Source organism: Marinobacter sp. 2_MG-2023 (genome assembly GCF_030546935.1).
Classification (GTDB): Bacteria; Pseudomonadota; Gammaproteobacteria; order Pseudomonadales; family Oleiphilaceae; genus Marinobacter.
Genome location: NZ_JAUOPH010000002.1, coordinates 70,424 through 96,342, shown reverse-complemented (window position 1 = coordinate 96,342; position 25,919 = coordinate 70,424). Strand labels below are relative to the sequence as shown.

The following is a 25,919-nucleotide window of genomic DNA, read 5'->3' as shown; positions in this document are numbered from 1 at the left end:
CGCCCCGGTGACTATTTCGCATTTAATTACTCAATCTTGATGTGCCCACTATTCAGCATTGTGTCGATGAACTGCTCAGAGCTTTGGCCGTCCATGGAAATGCCGCTCAAGGTGATGGACTGTTGGGCATTGTCACCGTTATCGCTGAGTGCACCGTCTTTATTGAGATAAAGAACCGTATCCCCGTTTTCCTCCTTCGCCATCATGAAGTCTGTGATGGTTTCAGCTGATGCATCTTGAAGAAGATCGCTGAGCTCGAGTTGATCGCCCTGGCCAGTCCCTGTGTAGCCATCTTGCGCATCAATCGTAAAATCTGTCACAACGTCATTGGCCATGCTGCTGTCATTTTCGTCGCCAAGCTCCCAACGGAACACATCCGCACCTACGCCGCCGGTCAGCATGTCGTCGCCTGAGCCCCCGATCAGCATGTCGTTGCCTGAGCCTCCGATCAGCATGTCGTTGCCGGCACCGCCTAGCAGGTAATCGTTTCCTGCACCGCCATCAAGAACATCATCGCCGTCGTAGCCGCGGATCAGCTCGTTTGCTGCACTGCCCTGCAAGTTATCTGTCTGCTCGGTTCCTGAGATGGTCGTGCTGGTCTGTGCAACCGTGACCGTCATGGACTCGGTCACTGACTGTTGATCACCCGTTGAGGTCTCCGTTGCAGTCGCCGTGACGCCAAGTGTAATGTCGCCGCTGAAGCCGTTTTCTGTCAGTAACTGCAGGTTGTCCAGCTCATTAGCGCTCAAGCTCCAGGTTCCATCCGCATTTTGAGTACCTGCAGTCAGCGCGGCACCTGTTGGTAAGCCGCCTATCAGGATGCTCAAGTTTTCTGACCCGTCCTGATCTGCCAGTGCAGCATTGATATCGAGTGGAACTATGGCGCCAAAGGTGCCACTGAGTCCGGGGACCGTCAGAGATGGAGCGTCAAGTTGCAGTGAGGAATCTTTTTGTGAGTCCCCGCCATTCAGCACCAGCCACTGGAACTGGTAAGCACCCGATTCAGCGGCCGTGTAGGCAAAGGATCCGGTCGAAGACTGGGTGGGGAATTTGTTCTCCGATGAGTCCACAAGCAGAGTTTCTTTTGCTCCACCTGGTGCCGTTACGACTAGAGCAACGACATCGTTGAAACCACTCTCTACTTCGCTCTTATTGTCCTCGCCGTTTACGAAGGAATAACCCCAGGTAATTTCCATACCCGTATTCAGAGTTTGGGTTGTTTCTGTGATCTTTCCATCTGCGATGGTAATGGTACCTGGATCGTCTGCACCTTCTCCCGTCGGATTGAACCGCCCGCTCAGGTACCCAGTCTCCACTCCCAGTTCGCTTTCCAGTGCAGCCAGACTTAAGCCGTCGCCTGAATCATATGCGGCTGGATCAACCGCCACATCCTCGGCTCCCGTTGATATGACAGTAGCTCCGGCCTGCAGATTGGTGCTGTCGGAAACCGACAACACAGGGGAATCGGCGGCGGGAAGCACATTTACGGTAACAGTCGCTGTGTCTGTGGCTCCCTGGCCGTCGTTGACCGTGTAATCGAACGTTGCTTCACCAGTGAAGAAGTCGTCAGGGGTGAATACGATATTGCCGTTGGCATCAAGTGAGGCGTTGCCGTTCACTGGGTTCTGAACACTTTGAATGGTCAGCGAATCGCCATTGGCATCGATATCGTTTTCTAGCAGCGTTGATGACTCGATAGTGAGAGGCTGGTTCTCGTTAACAATCAGCCCTGAATCAATGCCGTTATGTGACACATGCTGTGAGCCGAAAGTCTCGTACGTTCCACCTTGTGGTCGAATCTCAACCTCAAGCACGGCTTGCCCACCTTGATCCCAGTAAACGATTTCGACGGTATGGGGGCCTTCGCCTGTCAGTTCGAATGTCCCGCCCGTTTGGGTTGACGGGGATTGATTCCTGTCGGCTTCAATGACGACATCGCCATTCACAAGGATACGGTAGCCATCGTCTGCACGGACCTTGAACTGGTAGATTCCTGCAGCAAGATCCAGCTCGCCGCTCATTCGGATGATCGCGTCAGAGCTATTGACGGGGTCGCTGGACAATGAGCTCGCATCGTCTCCCAGGAAATCCTGGAGCTTGCCTTCACTGCCAAGATTTCCACCCGATTGGCCTATGTCATAGTTGACGGAGGTGCCTATAAAGGTTGCATCGGCACTCGTTGCGGCAATAAACGCATCGATTTGTGTAAGGTTACTGAGGTTGTTGCCGTCCGTCCCGACCTCGTAGGCAAAATATTCGCCAAAGAGCCCCTGGATCGCATTTGTATTGTAGGAGTCATCGCCAGCTTCTGGTGCGACATTGGTCTCCAAGGTTCCGGTGGTCGAATTGGAAAGGTTTTGTCCGTTGCGATCGGTTCCAGAGGCCACAACCGTGATTGCGCCATCCGCCAGACCAGAGGTATCAATATCTGTAACCGAGTAGGAGCCGTTTGCATCTACCGCTGTAGTTACGCTGGTGGAAACGCCACCGGCATCCGTAATCGTGAGGGTAATACTGCTGCCCACGGCGACGTCCGTGGTTGCTCCCGAAAGGCTTATGGTTTGAGCATTGTTATCGACGGAATCCACTATCACGGACAGACTACCTGCCAATGCATCCAGTGCGCCGTTAGCTGTGTCGGAAACCGCGTTGCCGTTGCGATCGGTCGCGCCGGCCGAGACGGTTAGTGGGCCATCCACCAGGCTTGAAATATCTGCACCGGTCACTGTGTAGGAGCCGTCAGCGGCAATGGTGGCGGTGGTGCTGACTTGGGTGCCATCAACGTCGGTGATGGTGATGTTGACCAAGTCATCAGTCGCAACATCACTGGTGGTGCCCGAGAGATTAATGGTCTGCGTACCATTATCGACGGCATCAATGGCAACCGTCAGATCACCGGCAAGAGCGTCCAGCGCACCGCTTGCGGTATCAGAAACGGCATTGTCGTTGCGATCGTCCGCAGTGGCAGTGACGGTTAGCGTTCCGTCGGCCAGCGTTGAAATATCCGCGCCGGTCACGGTGTAAGAACCGTCAGCGGCTACAGCGGCGGTCGTTGTGACTTGAGTACCATCCACATCCGTAATGGTGATCGCGACAAGTTCACCTGGCGCCACGTCGGTGGTGGTGCCTGACAGGTCGAGAGTCTGTGCGGCGTTGTCGACGGCATCTAGGGCAATCGTCAGGTCGCCTTGAGTTGCATCGAGAGTGCCGGCGGCGGTGTCCGAAACGGCATTGCCGTTGCGATCCGCGGCAGACGCCTCAATGCTCAAGTTCCCGTCCACTAAACCAGAAATGTCCGTGCCCGCGACAGTGTAAGAGCCATCAGCGGCAACGGCGGCGGTCGTGGTGACTTGGGTGTCGTCCACATCGGTAATGGTGATGTTAACCAGTTCATTGGGAGCCACATCGGTGGTTGTACCACCGATATCAATGGTGCCTGCGGAGTCATTAACGGACGCAGAGTTAATGTCGAGGCCACCGGTGGTGGCATTCAAAGTTCCATTCGCAGTATCGGAAACTGCACTGCCGTTACGGTCCGTGGCTGATGCTTCGACCGTCAGCGCACCGTCAACCAGACCCGTGATATCGGTGCCGGTCACGGTGTAAGAGCCATCAGCGGCGACGATGGCCGTGGTGGTCACCTGCGTGCCGTCTACATCGGTAATGGTGATGCTGACCAGATTGTTGGGCGCTACGTCGGTGGTGGTGCCGGCGACATCGATCGTGCCCGCGGTGTCATCGACGGTGGTGGTAGTGAGGTTTAGACCGCCTTGTGTTGCATCCAGCGCACCGCTTGCGGTATCAGAAACGGCGTTGTCGTTGCGATCCGTGGCAGACGCCGCGATGGTCAGAGCACCGTCGACCAGGCCGGAAATGTCGGTGCCGGTGACCGAGTAAGATCCGTCGGCGCCGACGGTGGCGGTGGCACCGGCTTGGGTGCCATCGCTGTCGGTGATGGTAAGACTCACCACTGCTCCCGGGGCTACATCGGTAGTGGTACCCGCCAGGTCGATGGTTTGTGCATCGTCATTAACGGTAGCGGCGGTGATATCCAGGCCGCCAGTTATGGCGTCCAGAGTATCGGTTGCACTATCGGAAACCGGCTTGCCGTTGCGATCGTCCGCAGTGGCAGTGACGGTTAGCGTACCGTCGACCAGCGTTGAAATATCTGCACCGGTCACTGTGTAGGAGCCGTCAGCGGCAATGGTGGCGGTGGTGCTGACTTGGGTGCCATCAACGTCGGTGATGGTGATCGAGACAAGTTCGCCTGGCGCCACGTCGGTGGTGGTGCCTGACAGGTCGAGAGTCTGTGCGGCGTTATCGACGGCATCAAGGACAACCGTCAGGTCGCCTTGAGTTGCATCGAGCGTGCCGGTTGCGGTGTCGGAAACCGGGCTGCCATTGCGGTCCGTAGCGGAGGCCTCAATGGTTAAGTTCCCGTCCACTAAACCAGAAATGTCCGTGCCCGCGACAGTGTAAGAGCCATCAGCGGCAACGATGGCGGTCGTGGTGACTTGGGTACCGTCCACATCGGTAATGGTGATGTTAACCAGCTCATTGGGAGCCACATCGGTGGTTGTACCACCGATATCAATGGTGCCTGCGGAGTCATTAACGGACGCAGAGTTAATGTCGAGGCCACCGGTGGTGGCATCCAGAGTTCCATTCGCAGTATCGGAAACGGCACTGCCGTTACGGTCCGTGGCTGACGCTTCGATGGTCAAAGTTCCATCCACCAGGCTGGAAACATCCACGTCCACCAACGTGTAATCGCCATTGGCGTCCACGGTGGTGGTGACGGTAATTGGGGTGCCTGCGGAGTCGGTGATAGTGATGGTCACCGGTGCATTCTCGGCGACGTCGGTGGTGGTGCCGGCGACATCGATCGTGCCCGCGGTGTCATCGACGGCATCAATGGCAACTGTCAGGTCGCCTTGAGTTGCATCAAGCGTGCCGGTTTCGGTGCCATATACCGGATCGCCATTACGGTCGGTGGCGGCAGCATCGATGGTCAGCGCGCCGTCAACCAAACCCGAGATGTCGATGCCAGTCACAGTATAAGATCCGTCAGTGGCGATGGTGGCTGTGGTGGTGACCTGGTTGTTATCCGCATCGATGATGGTGACGTTTACTGATTCACCTGGCGCCACGTCAGTAGTGGTACCCGCCAAGTCGATCGTGGAAGCGTTGTTATCGATAGCGTCGACGGCGACGGTCAATGCACCGTCGGTGGCATCCAGTGTGCTTGTTGCAGTGTCAGATACCAGGTTGCCATTTCGGTCTGTGGCGACAACGTCAATGCTCAGCGCGCCGTCATTTAACCCTGATACATCTACGCCGTTCAGAGAATAAGATCCGTCAGCGGCGACGGTCGCGGTGGTACCGACTTGGGTGCCGTCGCTGTCGGTGATGGTGACGTTCACTTCCGTTCCCGGCGCCACATCGGTAGTGGTGCCCGACAGGTTAATGGTCTGCGCGCCGTTATCGACGGCATCAATGGCAACTGTCAGGTCGCCTTGAGTTGCATCGAGTGTGCCGGTTGTGGTGTCGGAAACCAGGCTGTCATTGCGGTCCGTAGCTGAGGCCTCAATGGTCAAAGTCCCATCCACCAACCCAGAAATGTCCGTATCCGAGACAGTGTAAGAGCCGTCAGCGGCAACAGTGGCGGTGGTGGTGACTTGGGTTCCATTTACATCTGTAATGGTGAGGGCAACCGATGCATTCTCGGCCACGTCGTTGGTGGTGCCCGACAAGTCGAGAGTCTGTGCGCCGTTATCGACGGCCTCAATGGCAACCGTCAGGTCGCCTTGAGTTGCATCGAGCGTGCCGGTTGCAGTATCGGAAACCGGGTTGCTGTTGCGATCCGTGGCAGCCGCCTCGATGGTCAAAGTTCCATCCACCAGGCTGGAAATATCTGCACCGGTCACGGTGTAAGAGCCGTCAGCGGCGACGATGGCCGTGGTGGTCACCTGCGTGCCGTCTACATCGGTAATGGTGACGTTGACCAAGTCATCAGGCGCAACATCACTGGTGGTGCCTGACAGGTCGAGAGTCTGGGCGGCGTTATCGACGGCCTCAATGGCCACCGCCAGGTCGCCTTGAATTGCATCAACTATGCCGGTTGCAGTGTCGGAAACCGGGCTGCCATTGCGGTCCTTAGCGGAGGCCTCAATGGTCAAGTTCCCGTCCACTAAACCAGAAATGTCCGTGCCCGCGACAGTGTAAGAGCCGTCAGCCGCAACAGTGGCGGTGGTGGTGACTTGGGTTCCATTTACATCTGTAATGGTGAGGGCAACCGATGCATTCTCGGCCACGTCAGCGGTTGTGCCAGCGATATCAATGGTGCCCGCATTGTCGTCGACGGACGTAGAGGTAATGTCGAGGCTGCCGGTAAGCGCATTCAGACTGCCGTTCGCAGTATCGGAAACCGGGTTACCGTTACGATCCGTGGCGGAAGCATCAACAGTTAATGCCCCATCCACCAGGCTCGAAATATCTGCACCGGTCACGGTGTAGGAGCCATCAGCGGCGACGATGGCTGTGGTGGTGACTTGGTTGCCGTCCACATCGGTAATGGTGATGCTGACCAGGTCATCAGGCGCAACATCACTGGTGGTACCCGACAGATTAATGGTCTGCGTGCCGTTATCGACGGCCTCAATGGCAACCGTCAGGTCGCCTTGAGTCGCATCGAGCGTGCCGGTTGCAGTATCGGAAACGGCACTGCTGTTACGATCCGTGGCGGAGGCATCGACAATTAATGCCCCATCCACCAGGCTCGAAATATCAGCACCGGTCACAGTGTAAGAACCGTCAGCGGCAACGATGGCGGTGGTGGTAACTTGGGTGCCGTCCACATCGGTAATGGTGATGTTAACCAGGTCATCAGGCGCAACATCACTGGTGGTACCCGAGAGATTAATGGTCTGCGTGCCGTTATCAACGGCTTCAATGGCAACTGTCAGGTCGCCTTGAGTCGCATCGAACGTGCCGGTTGCAGTATCGGAAACGGCACTGCCGTTACGATCCGTGGCTGACGCTTCGATCGTCAGCGCGCCGTCAACCAGTCCCGAGATATCGATGTCGGTCACAGTATAGGAGCCGTCATTGGCCACGGTGGCAGTGGTGGTAGCCTGGTTGCCGTCGCTATCGGTAACGGTGAGGCTTACCACCGATTCCGGTGCCACATCGGCGGTGGTGCCTGACAGGTTGAGGGTCTGAGCACCATTGTCGATAGCATCAATGGCCACTGCGAGGTCGCCAGCGAGTGCATCCAGTGTACCGGTAGCAGTGTCAGACAGCGGGTCGCCGTTGCGATCGGTGGCTGAGGCTTCTACGGTCAAAGTTCCATCCGCCAGGCCAGAAATATCCACGTCCGCCAACGTGTAATCGCCATTGGCGTCCACGGTGGTGGTGACGGAAATCGGGGTGCCTGCGGAATCGGTGATAGTAATGGTCACCGGTGCATTCTCGGCAACGTCGGTGGTGTTGCCCGACAGGTTGAGAGTCTGCGCGCCGTTATCGACGGCCTCAATGGCAACCGTCAGGTCGCCTTGAGTTGCATCGAACGTGCCGGTTGTGGTGTCGGAAAGCGGGCTGCCATTGCGGTCCGTAGCGGAGGCCTCAATGGTCAAAGTCCCATCCACCAACCCAGAAATGTCTGTGTCCGAGACAGTGTAAGAGCCGTCAGCCGCAACAGTCGCGGTGGTGCCGGTTTGAGTGCCATTCCTGTCGGTAATGGTAATTGCGACAGAGTCACCCGGCGCCACATCATCAGTGGTGCCGGCAATGTCGATGGTGCCCGCGGCGTCATCGACGGTGGTAGTGAGGTTTAGATCGCCTGGTGTTGCATCCAGCGCACCGCTTGCGGTATCAGAAGCCGGGTTGCCGTTGCGATCCGTGGCAGACGCCTCGATGGTCAGGGCACCGTCGACCAGATTGGAAATATCCGTGCCCGAAACAGTGTAAGAGCCGTCAGCCGCAACAGTGGCGGTGGTGGTGACTTGGGTGCCGTCGCTATCGGTGATGGTCAGGTAAACGGGTTCGCCTGGTGCAATGTCGGTGGTCATGCCATTCAGGCTGATGGTCTGCGTCGCGTAGTCGATTTCGTCGATATTCAATTCCAAAACGCCCGCAGTCAGGTCCAGAGAGCCCTGACCGGCGTCAGAGACCGTCGCACCGTCTGGTCCTGTCGCTGTGACTTCAATCGTTAATGGTCCGTCTACCAGCCCCGTCAGAGGTGACAAAACCCCCGTGAACGAACCGTCAGGCCCGGTTAGAATTTCCTGGCTGACAGTGTTGCCATCCTGGTCTGTAAGCGTGATTTGAACAGGACTGGACGGTACCAGATTGCTGCTTGAGCCACTTACAACATAAGCTGGGGAAGCGGTAGTTCCACCGCTGACAGAGCCGATTGAAATGTCGCCGGGCTGGATGGGTGTGTTAACAGTCGACGTATCGAGTCCGCTGTCTGTACTTGCTCCATTGCCTTCATCAGAAAACTGACGGCTGAAGTCATAAGGCGAAAGCTCACTACCAAAGCGCGCCGGGTCAATACTCTCGACGATGCGCGCAAGGCGAACAGAGCTGCTGCCTCCGGAGCTGCCACCTTCCAGACCCGCTGCAGGGGCTTCCGCATCCTCAAGGGAGCCGCCGAGGGCTTGCTCAATGGAAGCCAGGGCCTGGGCAATGCTATCTTCCTCAATGCCTGTGTCTGCGCGCGCAGGAGTAAAGTTGCCCGCCATTTCGGCTGTTGCCAGAATGCTTGTGCCACCCTCGACAATCGCAGAGTTGCCATAACCGAAGTCCAGAAGGATTCTCGCATCGTCTTCTGTGACCAGTCGTTCGCCTGCCATTAAAGCTCCGCCTTCCTCGAGTAGGCGGCGACTTCCGTCTGGCGCTTCGGCCCAGGCTTTTCCGGAAACATTCAGAACGATGGCAATGGTTGTGCTCATGGCAGGTCTCTTTTGAAAATTCAGCTAACGAAAAAATCGTTGTATTTATCAACAATAGTTAAGGTAAGGTCGTATCGGTTTCCTGCCTACTGGACTCAGGTACAGGTTGAGGTAATTTCTCGTACTGAATTGTAAATGGTTGTGAAATCGGCGGATTTGCGCGTGTCGCGGGGTAAAATAAAAGCCGGCCCGAACTGAACTTCAGTCGAGTAAGTTACGTATTGAGAAGGTCTGCTTGAGAGCAGAGTTACATTGGTTGCTTTCGGGTGCTTCGCTCGGGGGTCTGGAGGTTGGAATATTGTCAATTGTTAAGCAGGTCTTTAAATCCGGTGTTGCCGTTTGTTTTGGCGCGATTTTTCTTGTGCCAGCACTTGCCGCCCAAGGGCAGAGTAATGCTGGTGTGATCAACGCCGTGCGAGCGGCTATAGAGACGAACCCGGAAGTGCGTGCCAGTTGGCATCAGTTTCTTGTTGCCGGGCATGATACGGATAGTGCCTTTGGCGGATATCTGCCTTCTCTGGATGCTCAGGCTCGATATGGGCTCGAGCACCGGAACTATGGCCCGGTAGATGAGTACGATGGCTACGATGGCCAGTTGACTCTGACGCAAATGCTTTACGACGGGTTTGAGGTGAAGAGTTCTGTCCAGAGGTTGGAAGAACAGCAGTTGGTTAGTTATTTCCAGCTTCTGGCCCAAATAGAGAAAACGTCCCTGGAAGCACTGGGCGCATATCTTGATGTCTCGCGGCAGCGTGAGCTGCTTGATCTCGCTCGGGAGAATCTCGAAACCCATCAGGAAGTCTACGATCAGGTAAGTTCCAGTGCCCGAGCTGGTGTAGCACGCGCAGCTGATCTCGAGCAGATCAGCGGTCGACTTTCGTTGGCGGAATCCAATCTGGTCGTCGTTGCAAGCAACCTTCATGACGTTCGAGCCAGGTACCTCAGGATTGTTGGTGAGGCCCCCCCGGTGGAAACCGAAGAAGTTGCGCTTGATGCCGACGTTTTGCCTTCGACCGTGAACGAGGCACTGATGATTGCCTATGAAGGCAACCCCGAATTCCGGGCTTCTCACCGTGACATCAAGGCGGCAGAGGCCAGCGTCCGGGAGAACCGGTCGGGCTATCAGCCCAGGCTTGATCTGGTCGCGAGTTATGGTCATAGCTCCTACGATGATCTTGGCTTTGATCAGTCTGAAACCGAAGGTCGGATTGGGATTGAGCTGAATGTAAATCTTTACCGTGGCGGCTCGGATCGTGCCCGTGTCAGAAGCGCCTACGATCAGGTAAATGTTGCCAAAGATTTGCGGGACAAGGCCTGCGTGGATATCCGTCAAGAAATACAGATCGCCTTCAATGACGTGCGCAATCTCGAAACCCAGGCCCCCATTTTGAACAACCATCGACTGTCTTCCGCCCGGGTACGCACTGCCTATAAAGACCAGTTCGATATCGGCGAGCGAACATTGCTGGATCTGCTTGACGCAGAAAATGAGTATTTTGATGCCAGTCGGGCCTACACTAATGCGATCTATGATCGCAAACTGGCAGTAGCCACAGTTCAGGCGGGTATGGGTCACCTGGTGTCTTCACTGGGCCTGATTCGTGATGGGCTGCCAACGCTGGATGAGCTCGGGGCGGAGCCTTTGCAGATTACGGAAGGAGTTTGTCCGGCTGTGGAGATCGATGAGTCTCTTGAGCTGTTGCTGGATTTTGACGGTGATGGCGTCAGAAACTACAAAGACCAGTGCCCGGGCACCCCTCCGGGAACTCCGGTGGATGCTGAAGGCTGCGCAACGGCAGCGAAACCCGTAGTTGTTGCAAACGCCGTTGTTGAGTTTGCCAATGATTCGGCCAGGATCGAGGCGTCCAGTGACGAATATATCGAGGAAGTTGGCAAGCTACTGGCGCAAAATCTGGAAGCGACAGTGGTCGTGATTGGGCATGCCTCGAAAACAGGCGCGCCTGCATACAATCAGGCGCTATCCATTCGCCGGGCTGAGGCGGTTGCTCAGAGACTGGTGGATGGGTACAGCATAGATCCTGCGCGGATTAAAACGGAGGGGCTTGGTTTTTACCAGCCAAGGTTCAGTATGAACACTTCAACGGCTGTAAATGCGAACCGTCGGGCCGATATAAGGGTAAGTGCGCCTGGCCCGGTTGCTGAAGCGAACTAATTCCGGAGTGTATAGGATGGATTGTGGGACAACCTGAGCAAGTGTTCGGAACTGACGGTTTGCTGACGTGCTTGCAGGTACTATGCAAGTTTCATGGCCAGCAGGCATCTGCCGAGAGCATTTTGTCCGGGATCCCGCTTGAAGAAGGCCGGTTAACGCCATCCACGTTTGGCCGGGCGGCGAAGCGGTTAGGCTTTACCAGCCATATTGAAAAGCAGCCCCTCAGCGCGATTAACTCAGCTCTTTTACCAGCGGTTCTTTTGCTCAGTGGTGACCGCGCATGCGTGCTTCATGCAGTGGACTTTGAGAAGGGAGCGGCCTCGCTAATTTTCCCCCAGCTTCCGGACTCTGAGATCGAAATGTCTCTGGAGGATCTCTCGGAGGAGTACACCGGAACAATTGTCTACTGCCGACCCAGGTTCAGTTTTGATAGCCGTGCGCCACGCACTCACACAAGCCGAAAAGGGCATTGGTTCTGGAGTGTTATTGCGGAGAACCAGAAGCTTTATCGGGACATATGCATTGCAGCGTTAATGATCAACGTTTTCGCCGTTTCAATGCCGTTATTCGTGATGAACGTATACGACCGCGTGGTTCCAAACCATGCCACACATACGTTATGGGTACTGGCAACAGGTCTTCTGATTGCTTTGTCGGCAGATCTCTTGTTACGGCTGATGCGGGGATGGTTTATTGACCTGGCTGCCAGCCGTTCGGATGCCAAGCTGTCAGCTACGATTATGGAGAGGGTTCTGGGGCTTAGTCTCGCACACAGGCCTCAGTCTGCAGGTGCGTTTGCGGCCAACGTACAGTCTTTTGAATCCGTCCGGTCATTTGTCAGTTCCATGACGGTTGTTGGGCTGGTAGATCTCCCGTTTGTACTGCTGTTCCTGCTGGTCATCATGTTGATCAGCTGGCCACTGGGTGTTCCGGTTATTGTTGGCGCAACAGGTTTGATCATCTACGCCTCTATTGCCCAGCGGCGGCTCCGGGAGCTGTCGGACGAAAGTATGTCGGCGGGCTCTCAGCGAAACGCAACCTTAGTTGAAGGTCTGTCGAACCTGGAGTCCGTCAAGAGCTTCGGTGTTGAAAGTCGCATCCAGTCGACGTACGAGCGTACATCCTTGTACATGAGCAACATCAGTGCGCGCCTTAAATTCATTTCCTCGACTATCCAGAATGGCGCTCAGTGGTGCCAGCACCTTGTCTCCGTTGCCATCATCATTCTGGGTGTTTATCTCATCATCGCTGGTGAGCTGAGCCAGGGTGGCCTTATTGCAGCCTACCTGCTCTCATCAAGAGCTATGGCGCCGGTGAGTCAGGCGGCAGGGCTGCTTGCGCAATACCATCAGGCCGCGACGGCTTTGCGTACACTGGATGAGATTATGGCGCTGCCACAGGAACGCGCTCAGGGGAAAAACTGGGTCTCCAGGCCGGTGTTGAGTGGCAAGGTCGAATTCCGTGACGTTCAGTTCCAGTATCCTGAATCGGGCCAGCAGGCCCTTACGGGTATATCAATCAAGGTGAAGGCAGGTGAGAGAGTTGCCGTCCTGGGTAAAAACGGGTCGGGTAAAAGCACGATACAGCGCCTGCTTCTGGGGTTGTATTTTCCTGTTTCTGGAACCATCAGTCTGGATGATGTCGATTTGCGTCAACTTGATCCCGCAGAGCTACGCCGCAATATAGGCTATGTACCTCAGGATGTTGAGCTGTTCTATGGCAGCTTGAGAGACAACATCATGCTGTCACGCCCTGTCGCAGATGAAGAGTTGCTGCGGGTTGCTGAGCTTAGCGGCCTTAAACAGTATATTGACTCGCACCCGGATGGTTTTGATTTGCAGGTAGGCGAGCGCGGACAGCGGTTGTCTGGCGGTCAGCGTCAATCAGTTGCCATCGCACGGGCGATGGTGGGTGATCCGCCCATTTTGTTACTTGATGAACCTACAGGTTCACTTGACCATTCCAGTGAAGAACACTTCAAGCGCAGTCTGGCAAAGGCCGCAGAGGGAAAAACGGTGGTAATGGTTACTCACCGCACTGCATTGTTGGAGCTGGCAGACCGGATCGTGGTTCTGGACGCGGGGCGAGTCGTCGCGGATGGCGCCAAGGCAACCGTCATTGAGGCTTTGCGTCAGGGTAAGATTCGGGGTGCTTCATGAGTAAGGAGCGCGATAAGGCATCCCTGGCGGAGAAGAGCTTCCATGGAATCGGGCGTGGCTCTGAGCGTGTTGGGCGACGAACGGAGCGTTGGCTTGATCGTCTTACGGGGCGCTGGCTTCGGGTACCGGATAGAAGTGGCTGGGAAGTTGATGGGGAGTGGGCCAGAGTGCAGCAGGAGCCCATTCGGGCGAGGGCCTTGCTGTGGGTCGTTTTTTTCGCCCTGGTAGCGCTGCTGGTGTGGGCCGGATTGGCTCCGATCGATGAGGTGGCGCGTGGCGACGGGAAAGTGATTCCTTCGAGCCAGCTTCAGATCGTTCAGACGCTGGATGGCGGTGTGGTCGAGACTCTGTCTGTTCAGGAAGGCGAGCTGGTTAAAAAAGGGCAGCTGCTTGTGAGCATTGAGTCTACGCGCTTCGATTCTGACTTTGCGGAGCAAAAGTCGCGCGAGTTGGCATTGCAGGCCAATATTTACCGCTTGCGGGCTCTGATAGATGGCGAAGAGATTCGCTTCCCGCCTGAATTCATTGAGCGGTCTCCTGAGCTGGTTGCCGTGCAAAAATCTCTTTTTGAAAACAGCCGGAATGAGCTGGAGGCACAGAAAGTCATATACCAGCAGCAGCTCGAGCAACGCCAAGCCGACCTCAGAAAAGCCCGGTCGGCGAGACAGCAGTACCGCGAAGTGCTCAGTCTGGCCTCACGGGAACTTTCGTTAAAACGTCCATTACTGGCGTCTGGGGCTGTATCTGAGGTGGATCTCATCAAGCTCGAACGGGAGATATCCAATGCCCGCGGGGAGGTCAATCAGGCAGAAGCTGCGATAGATGGTTCCCTCTCTGCTATTGCCGAAGCCGAATCAAAAATTCGCGAAACCCAGTTGATCATGACGAACAGTTGGCGGGAGCGCCTATCTGAAGCCGTCAGTGATTTGTCCGCAACCCGTGAAATGATGTCGGGCCTGAGTGATCGTGTCCGTAAGACTCAGATAGTGGCCCCTGTCGATGGTACCGTGCAGAGGCTTTTCGCAAAGACCGTGGGTGGGGTCGTTGCTCCGGGCCAGGATGTGGTCGAGATTGTTCCACTGAACGATGAGATGCTGGTAGAGGCTCGGATTTTGCCCAAAGATATCGCCTTTATTCACAAGGGGCAGGATGCGATTATCAAGTTCTCCGCCTATGATTTTGCGGTTTTTGGAGGTCTCAAGGCGAAGGTAGAGCACATCAGTGCTGATACGATCACAGATGAAAACGATAACACTTACTATCTGACCCGGCTACGGACCGAAGTTCAGGGGTTTTCTGATCAATTAGCTATTATTCCGGGCATGACTGCTCAGGTAGACATTCTTACGGGCCAGAAGACGGTACTGGAATACCTTTTGAAGCCGGTTGTGCGAGCAACTTCCAAGGCGCTGAGTGAACGATGACATACGGCCATTCTTTTCTTGTTTATGCGCCAACATTTTGCCCGCTCGATCACTGGCGGCGCGTGTTGCCGGGTGTACATCTTTATGAGACCAGTGCAAGCCTGCCAACTCCGTGCCAAGGCAATACCCTCTGGATTTGTAGTGATGCACCTGATTGGCAGGGTGTCAGCCAGAACTGGTCCCGCAGCGGCAGTCGCGTGGTTGTGCTGACACGTGAGCCACGGTCGGACGAAATGAACCTGGCGCTGGCGAGTGGCGCTAGAGCCTATGTTCCCGCGCTTGCGAACAGCAGTGTATTTCGGCAGGTTGCGGAAAGTGTGGGCTCCGGCGGGCTTTGGTTACCGGAAAATTTATTGGGCAACCTTTTGCAGCTTGTCTCCAATGCGCTGGACCATGCAGCGAACTCGCGGGTTGAGGCGGACTTATCCGTGCTGACGACCAGAGAGAAGGAGGTGGCTCGACAGGCGTCGAAAGGTGCCAGCAACCGGCGGATTGCAGAGACCCTCGGCATAACCGAGCGAACTGTGAAAGAGCACATGGGCTCAGTGTTCAGAAAGCTCGGAGTGCGAGATCGTATGCAGCTGATGCTGTTTGTAACCGGGCAACCAGGAGTGGGTGGAGGCGATGATGTACATCAGGCGTAATGAGCAGGGTGAAATCATAGCCGCGAGTGAGGAACCTCTGGCGGGGTTTGTAGACGTGCCCCCTGAAGATCCAGACCTGCAGGCATTCCTGACATCTATAACAGCTGCCGGCCCTGCAGAAAGCCGGCTTCGTGAATCCGATTCGGCGCTCATCCGGGTTATCGAAGATCTGGTTGATCTGCTGAGCACCAAGGGCATCATCCGATTTACCGATTTACCGGCTGAAGCCCAGGATAAACTGATGATCCGTAAATCGTTGCGCGGCCAGGACGAACACCTGAATCTGATCGACGAAGCCGGCGACGACGTATTCAATTTTGATTAGCCGGTCGTGGTGATACCAGGGCCGGTCACGCCATCAAAGCCAGCTTCCCATGCAGCTTGAACGCAGAGCGGGGATGTTGCTCCCGCAAGATACACCTGAAGGCCGATTGAGTGTGCCAGCGCGGTGAGTCGCTGCAGATACTGCTGAGTAGTCCTGTCTGACTCCAGGCGTTGAGCATAAACCGGATCTGTTTTGATATAGTTCAGACCCAGCTCATGAATCCTGACAATTCGTTCAAGATTGTGGCCAATGCCGCTGATACCAACCTCGCTTCCCTGTTGTTGCACCCGGCCAATAAAAGAGCTCAAACGAAGGTCGTCGATACCTAACGCAGACTCTGGCAGCTCAAGACGAAACGATTGTGCCGGTGCCTGGCGGCTTTCAATCAACTGTAATATACGGGCGCTGGTCTCTTCCTCCAGCAGGCTATCGGTGGAAATATGAATAACGACAGGCTCTGCTGTTGTTTGTGCGGATAGTGCAATCAGGTGGGTCACCATCGCGGTATCGACACTGGGAAGGAGGGAAAGGCGCCGGCTCCAGGGCAAAAAATAGCCTGCGGTCTGCCAGTCGCCATTAAGCTTCAGGCGAATCTTGGCCTCCTGATGCAATGGCGTGCCGTCGCGTCCGATCAATGGATGAAACTCGGCTTTCAGTTCTTTGTTGTGGATTGCCAGACTGATGGCGTCTCGCCATTCGGTGGCGTTTCGGAAAGGAATGTTTTCCGCGCTGCTTTCGGCTATCACCAGGGTCTCTTTAGCCTGCTCAGCCTGCGCAAGAAGATGATCGGCTTTCATCATAACTTCAGCGCGGGAGGAGCCCGGTCGGAATGTACAAGCTGACAACCGCAACTCCTGCATTGGTTCATCACAAATGGAAATCTGAACATCCTGGGTCAGCATTTCGCTGATTAGCCCGATATCGTGGAACCCGGTCAGCAGAATGCCAAAGTCCGAGCCGTTAAGTCGGCCCAGAAACGCATCTGAATAATGATGCTGGTGACGTTTGAGTCGCTCGGATACCTGCTCGCAGAACTCACGCAGCCCGGCGCTGACTGTTTCATGTCCGAGTTTTGCGTTTAGCGCAGTCAGGTTGGGCAAGCGAACAAGAGCGAGTGTATGTTGGGCCGCCGTATCTTCGTCCGCGACGAGCGCGTCAAGACGGCTGATAAAGAATTCCCGGTTCGCGATACCGGTTACCGGGTCATGCAGGGTTTTTTCGCGCATTTCCGAGAGCGCCCTGGCGTCGCCCTCAAGTATGCTCTCTACTCGCTTTGAGAGTTTGTTCATTGCGCGTACAACGCGCCGAAATTCAGTGGTTTTGGGTTCTTTGGAAACGATAAAGCGCCGCTCTCCGATGGCCTCAGCCTGTCGGACTACACCCTTAAGAGGATCGCTGATCCTTCGAATCATCCAGCTGCCAGCGAAGCCTGCAAACAGTGCCACAAGGCAGAGCCAAACAAACAGACGTTTTGTCGTTACCCAGAGCGAGGTCTGTGCATAGGAGGTCTCACTTTCCACTGACAGGGCACCAAAATTGACCCAGCCATCGGAGACTGTCGCCTGGCCTGCCGGAATGTCCATAGGGAAGAAGGCGCGGAACCATGCCGGTGCATTTGTCTCGCTTGGTTCACCTTGTAAGTCCAGGGGTTGTTCGTTCGGAATATTCAGGCTGATGCGCTGGTAGTGACCAGTTGCAAACTGCGCGTCCAGAAACGAGCGTAATAGTGCGCGTTCTTTTTCAGTGTGCGAGAGCGTGATCGCAAGGGAGTTTGCGTTATCAATGTTTTTCAGCGCCAGTTGTTCCTGATAATACCCGTATGCTGATATCAGGCTGGCGGCCAGGCTTGCGGTAAAGGCAGTAACAACCAGAAAGCTTGTGGCTAACCACAACTGTTTAACGAGAGACATTAAAACTCACTCCTTCACTTTTTATTCGGTTCAGGACGTTACGCCAGGGAGACAGGCGGGCTGTTGAGCTGCCGGCCGAGGCGCCTGCGCCACCTGCCCATAGTTCACTACTGTTGAAACTGAACACGGGGGTAAGGTCCGTGCGTTCGTTGGCCGGTAAAATGTCTTCTATCAGGCTGTCCAGCAGCAAGGGTTCGGCCCCGGGTTCTGGATAGTAGCCCAAGACCATATGTGCTTGTGTAATCGGGCTTGCCGGACCGCCAATGCGGGCCCGAACGTAGATCAACCTTAACTGGTCATCAGTGATGCCGGCACTGAGAAGGCTAATATACTGAATGATAACGAAGTCCTCGCAGTCGCCCATGCCGCGGGAGAGAGTCTCCAGGGGAGTCGCCCAGTAGTCATCACGCTTCCAGAGAGTACTGTCCAGTTGGTAATTCAGGGTTTTGTGAACAAATTCGTTGACCTGGCGCAGTTTTTCTTTGCTATCGAGTGGTTTAATACGCTGCAACAGTGCTTGCCAATCATCTAGCGTGGAAACGTCGGAATTGTAACCGTGGTCGTGCCATTGAACCCGGCTCTGAGCGAAATCGATACTGGCACCGACTGGGTTCTCGGATGAGCGAGAGGGCAATATCAGCAATGCGCAGACAGCTGTATAAAGGGCGAGGATCGCTCTGAACACCTTTTTGCTGTTAGGTTTGCGCATCATGATGCCCATCAATGCTCGCTTTCTTTCTTGGTTCCGTGCCTGTATGCGTCACTGGGAGTGACAACTGCAAGTTGGTAAGTTTGCTGGAAAAAATTCAGGCTTTCAGTTGCGGATGTGTAAGCAGTGAGTATCCGGTTTCGTAAATTTCTGATCATTCATTGAAAAAATGATGAATATAGATCATATAAATTTCAATTATAAAATGAAAGCTAATAGAGTACCCGTCATCGCAGGCAAACCACATGGCGATTTGCCCAAATTGCAGTCATCAGAACCGTCGTTAACACACAAAGGATCGAGATCATGCCTTACGCAAAAGACATTGATGCCGTCGCTTCCATTCTGAAGCAAAACCCGACCTGGCACGCGATTAACCCCAAGCATGCCGCTCGTATGCGCGCCCAGAACAAGTTCAAGACTGGCCTGGACATCGCCAAGTACACCGCCAAGATCATGCGCGAAGACATGGCTAACTACGACAAAGACACGTCGCAGTACACCCAATCTCTGGGTTGCTGGCACGGTTTCATTGGTCAGCAGAAGCTGATTTCTATCAAAAAGCACTTCGGCACAACCAAGCGTCGCTACCTGTACCTGTCCGGTTGGATGGTTGCAGCTCTGCGCTCTGAGTTCGGTCCTCTGCCTGACCAGTCCATGCACGAGAAAACCGCTGTTTCCAGCCTGATCGGCGAGCTTTACACCTTCTTGCGCCAGGCTGATGCATGGGAATTGAACCACCTGTTCCGTGATCTGGAAGCTGCTGAAAACGCTGGCGATGATGCCAAGGCTGCGGACCTGATCAAACAGATCGATAACCACGAAACGCACATTGTTCCTATCATTGCAGACATCGATGCCGGTTTCGGTAACGACGAAGCGACCTACCTGCTGGCCAAGCAGATGATCGAAGCGGGTGCTTGCTGCATCCAGATCGAAAACCAGGTTTCTGATGAGAAGCAGTGCGGCCACCAGGACGGTAAAGTAACCGTTCCTCACGCCGACTTCCTGTCCAAGATCAACGCTGTACGTCTGGCGTTCCTGGAGCTGGGTGTTGACGACGGTGTTATCGTTGCCCGTACTGACTCTCTGGGCGCTGGTCTGACCAAGCAGATCGCTGTAACCAACGAGCCAGGCGATCTGGGCGATCAGTACAACAGCTTCATCGATGGCGACGTTATCGAGAAAGCTGAAGATATCAACAACGGTGACGTTGTCATCAAGCAGAACGGCAAGCTGGTCAAGCCCAAGCGTCTTGCATCTGGCCTGTTCCAGTTCAAAGAAGGCTCTGGTGAAGACCGTGTTGTTATGGACTGTATTGCCAGCCTGCAGAACGGCGCCGACATGCTGTGGATCGAAACCGAGAAGCCCCACGTTGGCCAGATCGCCGGTATGGTAAACCGCATCAAGGAAGTGGTTCCCGATGCCAAGCTGGTTTACAACAACAGCCCGTCCTTCAACTGGACTCTGAACTTCCGTCAGCAGGTTTTCGATGCAATGAAGGAAGAAGGCAAGGACGTGTCCGCCTACGACCGCGCCAAGTTGATGAGCGAAGAGTACGACAGCACCGAGCTGGCCAAGCTGGCAGACGAGTGGACTGCGAACTTCCAGCGTGATGCAGCCCGTGAAGCAGGTGTGTTCCACCACCTGATCACTCTGCCGACATACCACACTGCGGCCCTGTCTACAGACAACCTGGCCAAAGGTTACTTCGGTGACGAAGGCATGCTCGCCTATGTTGCTGGTGTACAGCGTAAGGAAATCCGTCAGGGCATCGCCACTGTTAAGCACCAGGATATGGCTGGTTCTAACATCGGTGACGACCACAAGGAATTCTTCGCAGGTGATGCTGCGCTGAAAGCCGGTGGTTCAGACAACACCATGAACCAGTTCGGTTAATCGAACGGTTTATAGTACGGCTGAAAATGCCTCTGCTCCCGGGCTTGTTCCGGGAGCACAAAAACCCTGCAGCTGGAGACAGTTTGCGGGGTTTTTGTTTTTTACACCGTCAAATTTATGTATGTGTCTGAAACTGCGGCATAAACGTTCGGTTCTCTACTTTATCTGAATCCACACTGTTTCATCCCTGAAACAGTTCCCGCCTCCGAAAATGCTGAATTGCCTTGAGTGAATTTCTGAAAAGTCTAATTTAATTAGTAGGTTAGCCTATTCCATCTTTTTCTGGCACAAGAATGGCAATGTTTGTCTTGTGGGTCTGGACCTGGGCTTACCCCAAAGCTAGCGGGTTGGGTCGGATCCTTATAAAGCCAATAACCTAGAAGGAATTGATATCATGAATACCAGGAAGGGATTGCTAGCAGCTGCCATTGCAATGAGTCTGGGCGTGTCCGGTTTCGCTTTTGCGGATCTGGGCGGAGATGGGGATCCGAATACTAATGCGGATGATACCTCTACTGCCAACAACGATAATTCGGGCAACACCGATTCCGGCAACAACAACTCCACGAACACCGACAACTCCGATAACTCGGACGGCTCTGATAACTCGAACAATGCAGACAACAGTACGGATGTTGCTGATTCGTTCAAGATTGCCGACAGCGGCAATACGGATGCTTCAAACAACTCGGATAATTCCGACGCTTCCGACAACTCCGACAACTCGGATAATTCCGACAGCTCGGACAACAGCACAGATGTTGCTGATTCGTTCAAGATTGCCGACAGCGGCAATACGGATGCTTCAAACAACTCGGATAATTCCGATGCTTCCGATAACTCCGACAACTCTGACAACAGCGATAACTCGGATAATTCGGACAATTCAGACAACAGCACCAACGTAAACGACGCGTTCAAGATTGCCGACAGCGGCAATCCGGATAACTCGGACAACTCGGATAATTCAGATAACTCCGACAATTCCGATAACAGCGATAACTCGGATAATTCGGACAACTCCGATAATTCCGACAACAGCACCAACGTCAACGACTCGTTCAAGATCGCTGACAGTGGTAACAGTGATAGTTCGGATAACTCCACCAATGCCACTGACTCCTACAACAGCGACAGCAGTGACAGCTCTGATAACAGTGTTACCGAGCTGAATGTCTCACTGGAGGTGTTTATGAACGATGCCGATCTTGATGGCACTGTCAGCGGCACAACCATGACTTATGGTGATGCCAATGGTAATCGCTCCTACACAGAAGCTCGCGCCTCCAACGAGATCTCCGGAGGTTCTGCCAACTTCACCGGTGTTGGCGCCTTTGCCCAGAATGCCGGCGTGGGTAGTGTTACCCAGGCTAACGTGAGTGTCATGTCCAACCTGTCCGCAGGTGGTGGCGGCACCCAGTGAGCAAGGCGGGCCGCGCCTCAAGGTGTGGCCCGGTTTCTGCCGGGAGGCGTGTCATGACTAACGTTGTCAAAGGGATCCTGAGCATCGCCTGGTTATTTGCTGTCATGGGGCCAACTGCTGGAGCGGCAGCCGAAGAATGGATGAGCCAGTCCCCAATGAGTGCAGATCAACTGGAGCAATCCAGTGGCCGTCAGGGGGTTCCTGTCCAGTTGCAGCTCAATGACAATCAACAGAGCGCTGTGGTCACGGGAAATAGGTTGTCGGGGCCTTCAATGACCGGCAACAACATGATCTCAGATCAGGCATTCGGGAATATGAGTGGCATTGCCACGGTCATCCAGAACACGGGTAACCAGGTGGTGATTCAGGACAGTACTCAGGTGAATATTCTTATCAATCGCTGACAGGAGGTGGGCCATGGTGAAGCGGGGGCTTGTTATAGTCATAGCGAGTGCTACGTTGCTCTGGTCCACTGCTTTCGCGGGTACCGTGATGTTGCCGGGGCTGAGTGGCGGACTTCAGTTGGAGGTTCGCAGTTTCAAGGAGCAGCGTTTCAGCTCGGTTATGCAGCAGCAGTACGACTTCAGCTGCGGCTCTGCCGCAATCGCATCCCTACTGACCTACCATTACGATCACCAAGTCACGGAGCAGGAAGTTTTTTCCGGAATGTTCTCGTTGGCAGACCCGGAAAAAGTTCGTCAGGAAGGCTTCTCCATGCTGGATATGAAGCGGTTTCTGGAGTCTGAAGGTTATCAGGCCGATGGTTTTCGTATGCCGCTGACGGGGTTGCGGGACAAAGTGCGCCTGCCGGTCATTGTGCTTTTGAATCTGAACGGTTTCCGACATTTTGTTGTCATCAAGGGAATCAGTGAGGACGAGGTGTTTGTTGGAGACCCCGCTCGCGGGCTGAAAGCCTATTCCAGAGTGGAGTTTGAAGATTACTGGAATGGCGCAGCCTTTGTTATTCGCAGTGATATACAGCAGGGGCGTAGCAAGTTCCTTACCGATGGAAACTGGCCGCAGATTGTCCGGGCACCGCTTTTCAAAGGACAGGAGGGGCCGTCACTCGGTCATACGCTGCCATATTGGCCATCAACAAGGGAGTGGTAACGTCATGGTTAGCCTTCCGCGGTGTGCAGTTACAGGACTGGTCGTTGTTCTCGGGGTTGCGGGAATGCCCGCAGCGGCTGGGGGAATATTTTCAGAACTGCCCCTGAGTGACAATGAACTGTCCACACAGAGGGGTGGTTTCAGCCTGAACAATCTTGAAATTTCGATCGGGCTGGAGCAAGTGGTTTCTGTGAACGGCGAAACTCTGGCAATCAATCGCCTGACTATCCCGAATCTGAATCAGTTGATCAGCGGTAATGCTATGCCGCATAAGGTGGAGACGGTGCTTGGTATCATCAACTCCGGACAGAACGGGCAGGCGCTTGTCTCAGCTACCTCAAACGATGGCGGGTGGATGACACTGATCCAGAACGATCTGAATAGCTCCGTTATCCAGAATGCGCGACAACTGAACATTGAGTTGAATAATCTGGGCGCGGGCTATCGTATGCCTGATAACCTGCGCGCCCCCATCCTCCAGTTTCTTGGTCATTAATCGTCCGAGTATAAAAGCCCCAATTGTCTAGAGACTGATTGGCAGTTTCAGGGTGATCTCCGTGCTCGGAGCGTTCTCGGTTACACCAACATTGACGGTAAGGCTTAGTGTTGTGCTGGATGTTAGCCGGTGAGAGAGCCCGAAGGCCAATGAGCCGATCTGGATGCTGTCAAAGTTAGCGCCGAATAGGTCTATGTCGCGTTCGTAAGTGGTCTTTCGGATAACCGAGTGGTCGTAGCCCAGACTGAAAGAGGTGCGCTGATTAAAGGCGAAGCCCATACCAAAACCGAACCGGATCACATCACCCGGATCAACGGTATTGCCATTCTCATAGCCCTTTTCGTCCTTCAGTGTGTAAACGTAGCTGAGGTTGCCATAGAGAACGGCAGGATCTGACGGGTAGATAAATGAGACGCCAGGCTCAAAGGACCAGAACCCTGAGCCTGTTGGCCGTTCTTCAAGCTCAATCCCGATGGGGTTGCCCTGGCTATCGTTAATAACCTGTTGATCGACATCGTATGGGCTGTCCCCGGTTGGTGCTTTCACCCGGAAGGAACCAATGATATAAGGCCAGCCCTTCAGGCCGTCGTTGAGTTGATAACGCACCGACAGCTCCACATCACCCAGGCCTTCACCCGAGGACTCTCTCAGTGTATCTACCGGGGTGCCTTCAAACGCCTGTCGCTCCCGAAGATCTTCCTGAATGCTCAGGTAAGGCACCCGCAAGGCGGCTTCAAACTTACTGGTAAAACCGTATTTGAGTGACATGGCTCCGACAAAAATATCCCTCTGGATTTCTGAAATATTTATCAATCCTATCAGCAGGGCAGGAATCACCGTGTAGCCTTCCACCGCCACCTGAGTCGCATTGCTGTGGGCGTGAGAAAATGAGGGTTCAATGGTGAAGCGGCCGGGGTGCGTCACAATGCCCCGGTCAGAGGTGATGGATGCAATATCTGAGGCTTGCTCTTTATATTCTTCGGCTTGGGCCGATGCGATGCCTTTCTCATCGTATTCCGGTTCTGCAAGACCCGCTGCGGGAATCAGGAAAATGCATAGGGTGAGTAGAAGTCGAGCTTGGATGTTCATTTTATACCCCCTTTTCGTTGAGGCCGTTGTCGGGTATTTCTGTCGTGCGGACGCGGGTCGTATTTGTCCATAAGCCGGTACAGAGACACCCTCGATATGTTGAGGAGCCTGGCGGCCTCGGACATGTTGTTGTTCGCCAGCTTGAGGCTGCACCTCAGCGCCTGCCTGTCGGCCTGGGCACGAAACTCTTTGAGGCTGAGGTTGGACGCTGGATCAGAGCCTGGAGTGGGCTGGGAGAGCCCGAGATCCGAAGCCTCGATAACGGGCCGGTCGCAGAGCAGCCACCCCTGTCGCAGGCGGTTCTGTAGTTCCTGAAGATTGCCGGGCCATGAATGGTTTAGCAGGCTTTGGCTGGCCCCTTTGCTGAGCTTTTTTGGCTCTGCTCCCTGACACCTTGCTTCGAGCAACAGGCGGGCAAGGACCGGTATATCCTCTCGCCGGTCTTTTAAAGCAGGGAGCTTTACTTCGAGACTGCCAAGCCGGAAGTAGACATCACTTCGAAAGCGTCCGAGTTCAATAAGATCTACTAGCGGTTCACTGGTGGTTGCAATCACTCTGCAGTCAACCGGGATCTGGGCGCTACCACCCACGCGCTCAACCTGGCTTTCCTGAAGAAACCGCAGGATGGCGGATTGTTGTTCGAGCTGGAGTTCGTTAATGCCGGAGAACACAACTGAGCCGCCATTAGCCTGTTCAAGCCGCCCCTGATGCGAGTTCAGTGCGCTGGTGAAGGCCCCTTTTTCATATCCAAACAGTTCACTCTGGGTAAGTGTGGTGGGCAAGGCTGCGCAGTTAATGATAACCAGTGGACCTGCGGCACGAGCCGAGTGGGAATGAAGGAACCGGGCGGCGGCTTCCTTCCCGGTGCTACTCTCGCCGGAAATCAGAACAGGTTCCCGGGTTGCCGAAAAACGACGGAGCAGGTTGCGAACGTGTTGGATGGACGGAGAGTCCCCCACTAGTGCGAGATTCTTATAATCATCGTTAACAAGGCTGCCGGCAGGCTCCAGAATCGTCGCCATACCCCAGAGGTGCCCGAGCACTGTGTTGAGGCGCTGGTAGTCCACAGGCAATGTATGGAAATCGGAACAGTAGCGAACGATAAGCCTGGCGGCGCGTGTGCCGCTGACAGGTTGCTGGGACGCGATGGCGACCCAGTAGTTGAGGTCAAGCATTTCAAGCCAGCTTTCCGGCCAGGGCATGTTGTCTCGTGACAGGCTTGGGAATTCCAATACGCCAACTCTGGCGCCGTCCGCAACTTGAGTAAAAAGGGGAACCGGCTCATCAAGATTGAAGTCGATAAGGTTCCAGTTTGCTTCAAGTTGCTTTCGTACGCAGTTGTTGCTGTTTGCCGCTGACAACCAAACAAGCGGTCGCTTTTCCATCATGGCAAACCTCCACAGGAGTTGAGCCTTGGAAATGGGACTGCCAGCCGTTCAGGATTGCGATGTTTAACCGGTACTGCGAAGAATCCGGCCACTGTCCTGTGTGGCCCTCCATGGCTGTTCTCAACAGCCAGGACTATTATCTTAGTTTGCTGTTATGCAGGCAGGATCTGTACCAGCAGGTATATAGATATGGTTATACAGCTACTTGCAATTTGC

15 protein-coding genes are annotated in these 25,919 nt (G+C 54.6%); 10 read left to right on the top strand and 5 right to left on the bottom strand.

Going from position 1 to position 25,919, the window contains the following annotated elements:
• Positions 1 to 26 precede the first annotated feature (26 nt).
• Positions 27 to 8,954 carry an Ig-like domain-containing protein gene (locus Q4501_RS04290; protein ID WP_303594502.1) on the bottom strand — a complete coding sequence of 2,976 codons (8,928 nt, stop codon included), beginning with the start codon at positions 8,952 to 8,954 and terminating at the stop codon, positions 27 to 29.
• A gap of 298 nt (positions 8,955 to 9,252) precedes the next feature.
• Between Q4501_RS04290 and Q4501_RS04285 the strand changes: the two genes are divergently transcribed.
• The 5 genes from Q4501_RS04285 to Q4501_RS04265 are packed head-to-tail and all read left to right on the top strand — an operon-like array spanning position 9,253 to position 15,679.
• Positions 9,253 to 11,127, top strand: a complete 1,875-nt coding sequence (locus Q4501_RS04285; protein ID WP_303594501.1) for a TolC family outer membrane protein — start codon at positions 9,253 to 9,255, stop codon at positions 11,125 to 11,127.
• 23 nt (positions 11,128 to 11,150) lie between these two features.
• Positions 11,151 to 13,286, top strand: a complete 2,136-nt coding sequence (locus tag Q4501_RS04280; RefSeq protein ID WP_303594500.1) for a type I secretion system permease/ATPase — start codon at positions 11,151 to 11,153, stop codon at positions 13,284 to 13,286.
• On the top strand, positions 13,283 to 14,710 hold the full coding sequence (locus Q4501_RS04275) for an HlyD family type I secretion periplasmic adaptor subunit (RefSeq protein WP_303594499.1): 1,428 nt from the start codon (positions 13,283 to 13,285) through the stop codon (positions 14,708 to 14,710). The genes Q4501_RS04280 and Q4501_RS04275 overlap by 4 nt, the downstream gene beginning before the upstream one ends.
• Positions 14,707 to 15,354, top strand: coding sequence for a response regulator transcription factor (locus Q4501_RS04270; protein ID WP_303594497.1), 648 nt, complete (start codon positions 14,707 to 14,709; stop codon positions 15,352 to 15,354). The genes Q4501_RS04275 and Q4501_RS04270 overlap by 4 nt, the downstream gene beginning before the upstream one ends.
• The gene (locus tag Q4501_RS04265) at positions 15,335 to 15,679 is read left to right on the top strand and encodes a hypothetical protein (protein WP_303594496.1); all 345 of its coding nucleotides are present in this window, start codon (positions 15,335 to 15,337) and stop codon (positions 15,677 to 15,679) included. Before Q4501_RS04270 ends, Q4501_RS04265 begins: the two co-directional genes overlap by 20 nt.
• On the opposite strand, the gene Q4501_RS04260 is transcribed toward Q4501_RS04265, so the two are convergent.
• A complete protein-coding gene (locus Q4501_RS04260) occupies positions 15,676 to 17,589 on the bottom strand; it encodes an EAL domain-containing protein (protein WP_303594495.1) in 1,914 nt (637 codons plus the stop codon). The two genes, Q4501_RS04265 and Q4501_RS04260, sit on opposite strands and share 4 nt — an antisense overlap.
• Entirely contained in the window at positions 17,576 to 18,310 is a 735-nt protein-coding gene (locus Q4501_RS04255) for a transglutaminase-like cysteine peptidase (protein ID WP_303594493.1), read from the bottom strand. The genes Q4501_RS04260 and Q4501_RS04255 overlap by 14 nt, the downstream gene beginning before the upstream one ends.
• A gap of 294 nt (positions 18,311 to 18,604) precedes the next feature.
• Between Q4501_RS04255 and Q4501_RS04250 the strand changes: the two genes are divergently transcribed.
• The 5 genes from Q4501_RS04250 to Q4501_RS04230 all read left to right on the top strand — a co-directional run bounded on the left by Q4501_RS04250 (position 18,605) and on the right by Q4501_RS04230 (position 23,226).
• Positions 18,605 to 20,197 (top strand): isocitrate lyase, encoded by a 1,593-nt coding sequence (locus Q4501_RS04250; RefSeq protein WP_303594491.1) that lies wholly within the window; start codon positions 18,605 to 18,607, stop codon positions 20,195 to 20,197.
• Between the two features lie 394 nt (positions 20,198 to 20,591).
• Positions 20,592 to 21,620, top strand: coding sequence for a hypothetical protein (locus Q4501_RS04245; RefSeq protein WP_303594490.1), 1,029 nt, complete (start codon positions 20,592 to 20,594; stop codon positions 21,618 to 21,620).
• A gap of 53 nt (positions 21,621 to 21,673) precedes the next feature.
• Entirely contained in the window at positions 21,674 to 22,024 is a 351-nt protein-coding gene (locus Q4501_RS04240) for a hypothetical protein (protein WP_303594488.1), read from the top strand.
• A 13-nt stretch (positions 22,025 to 22,037) separates the two neighbouring features.
• Positions 22,038 to 22,730, top strand: coding sequence for a C39 family peptidase (locus Q4501_RS04235; protein ID WP_303594487.1), 693 nt, complete (start codon positions 22,038 to 22,040; stop codon positions 22,728 to 22,730).
• A 4-nt stretch (positions 22,731 to 22,734) separates the two neighbouring features.
• A complete protein-coding gene (locus Q4501_RS04230; RefSeq protein ID WP_303594486.1) occupies positions 22,735 to 23,226 on the top strand; it encodes a hypothetical protein in 492 nt (163 codons plus the stop codon).
• Between the two features lie 27 nt (positions 23,227 to 23,253).
• Here Q4501_RS04230 and Q4501_RS04225 read toward each other — a convergent pair whose 3' ends face one another.
• Both Q4501_RS04225 and Q4501_RS04220 read right to left on the bottom strand, forming a co-directional pair.
• Complete coding sequence (locus tag Q4501_RS04225) at positions 23,254 to 24,315, bottom strand: transporter (protein WP_303594484.1); 1,062 nt, start codon at positions 24,313 to 24,315, stop codon at positions 23,254 to 23,256.
• Positions 24,312 to 25,703, bottom strand: coding sequence for a sigma-54 dependent transcriptional regulator (locus Q4501_RS04220; protein ID WP_303594482.1), 1,392 nt, complete (start codon positions 25,701 to 25,703; stop codon positions 24,312 to 24,314). The genes Q4501_RS04225 and Q4501_RS04220 overlap by 4 nt, the downstream gene beginning before the upstream one ends.
• Positions 25,704 to 25,919: the final 216 nt, after the last annotated feature.